A 1,424-nucleotide genomic window follows, 5' to 3' on the forward strand; every position below is an offset into this window, starting at 1 on the left:
GGTAGCGTCCACGGACGTGGTGTAATTTGTTCTCCGGCTGGGTGCTGAGCCGGTTTACAGGGCGGCGATTTTCGCCAGGTCCATGGTGTTATCCTCGCAGACGGTGGCGACGGTTTCCAGCGTCATGTAACGGCGCGTGACCGCCCATTCGTCATTTTGCTCCAGCATCAGGGCACCGACGAGACGTTTGATGGCTGGCTCGTTGGGGAAAATACCGACGACATTGGTGCGACGCTTGATTTCTTTGTTCAGGCGCTCAAGCGGATTGGTTGAGTGGATTTGCCGCCAGTGAGCCTGCGGGAAAGTCTTGTAGGCCAGCACGTCGTCTTCGGCGCGCACCATCAGCTCGGCGAGCTTGGCGTGACGTGGACGGAAGGCCTCGATCAGCTTGACCCAGTGTTCTTTGGAATCTGCCAGCGTGTCTTGATCAAAGGCCGTCCTGAGCGCCGCAGTGACGATGGGCCGGTCCTTTTTGCCGACGCAGGCCAAGGCATTGCGCATGAAATGCACGCGACAGCGCTGGATCGTCGCACCCAGCACTTTGGCGGCAGCGGCCTTCAGACCTTTGTGTTCATCCGCGATGATCAGCTTGACGCCGCGCAGGCCCCGATCCGCCAGAGCGCGCAGGAATTCATCCCAGAATACCTCGGCCTCGCTGGGCTGGATCGCGATGCCCAGAACCTCGCGCCGCCCGTCCAGATTGACCGCAACCGCCACTATGGCCGCGACGCTGACGATCCGCCCCGAGCGCCGGACCTTGATGTAGGTGGCGTCCAGCCAGAGGTAGGGCCATTCACCCTCCAGCGGCCGGTCAAGGAAGGCGTCCACCCTTTCATCGATCTCGCCGCACAGGCGCGAGACCTGGCTCTTGGAGATGCCTGTCATGCCCATCGTCTTGACCAGATCATCGACCGAGCGCGTTGATACGCCCTGAATGTAGGCTTCCTGAATCACCGCCGTCATGGCCTTTTCCGAAGCGCGACGAGGCTCCAGGAACTCGGGGAAATACGACCCTTTCCGCAGTTTGGGAATCTGAACACCGACAGTCCCGGCCCGGGTCTCCCAGCGACGTTCACGATACCCGTTCCGGTGGTTAAGTCGTTCGGCCGCGCGTTCATGTGCCTGGGCACCGCACAGTTGGTCCACATCCAATGCCATCAGCCGGTCGGCCACAAACCCCAGCATCTCGGCCAGGATCTGATGATCGGCAGTCTCCGAAAGAAGCGCTTTCAACGCGGCTGTTTCTGATATCGTGCTCTTGGTCATGGGTGATCTCCTTGATCGGTAGGTCAGGTTTCCAACCCAAACCCTACCGGAGAACGTCCATGGCCGCCCGGCAACCCGCGTGGGCTTCGCCTGAGCTACGCGTGGCTCCGCTCAGCCCACGCTACCGTCGGAATTACACCACCACCCGGGGCACTACC

Annotated in this window: 1 protein-coding gene; it reads right to left on the bottom strand. The window is 61.2% G+C overall.

The genetic code is table 11. From position 1 onward, the window contains the following. Positions 1 to 54: 54 nt before the first annotated feature. Positions 55 to 1,266, bottom strand: a complete 1,212-nt coding sequence (locus tag BMY38_RS17810) for an IS256 family transposase (protein WP_092765400.1) — start codon at positions 1,264 to 1,266, stop codon at positions 55 to 57. Positions 1,267 to 1,424: the final 158 nt, after the last annotated feature.

This window comes from Jannaschia helgolandensis, from assembly GCF_900109285.1.
GTDB classification, from domain to species: domain Bacteria; phylum Pseudomonadota; class Alphaproteobacteria; order Rhodobacterales; family Rhodobacteraceae; genus Jannaschia; species Jannaschia helgolandensis.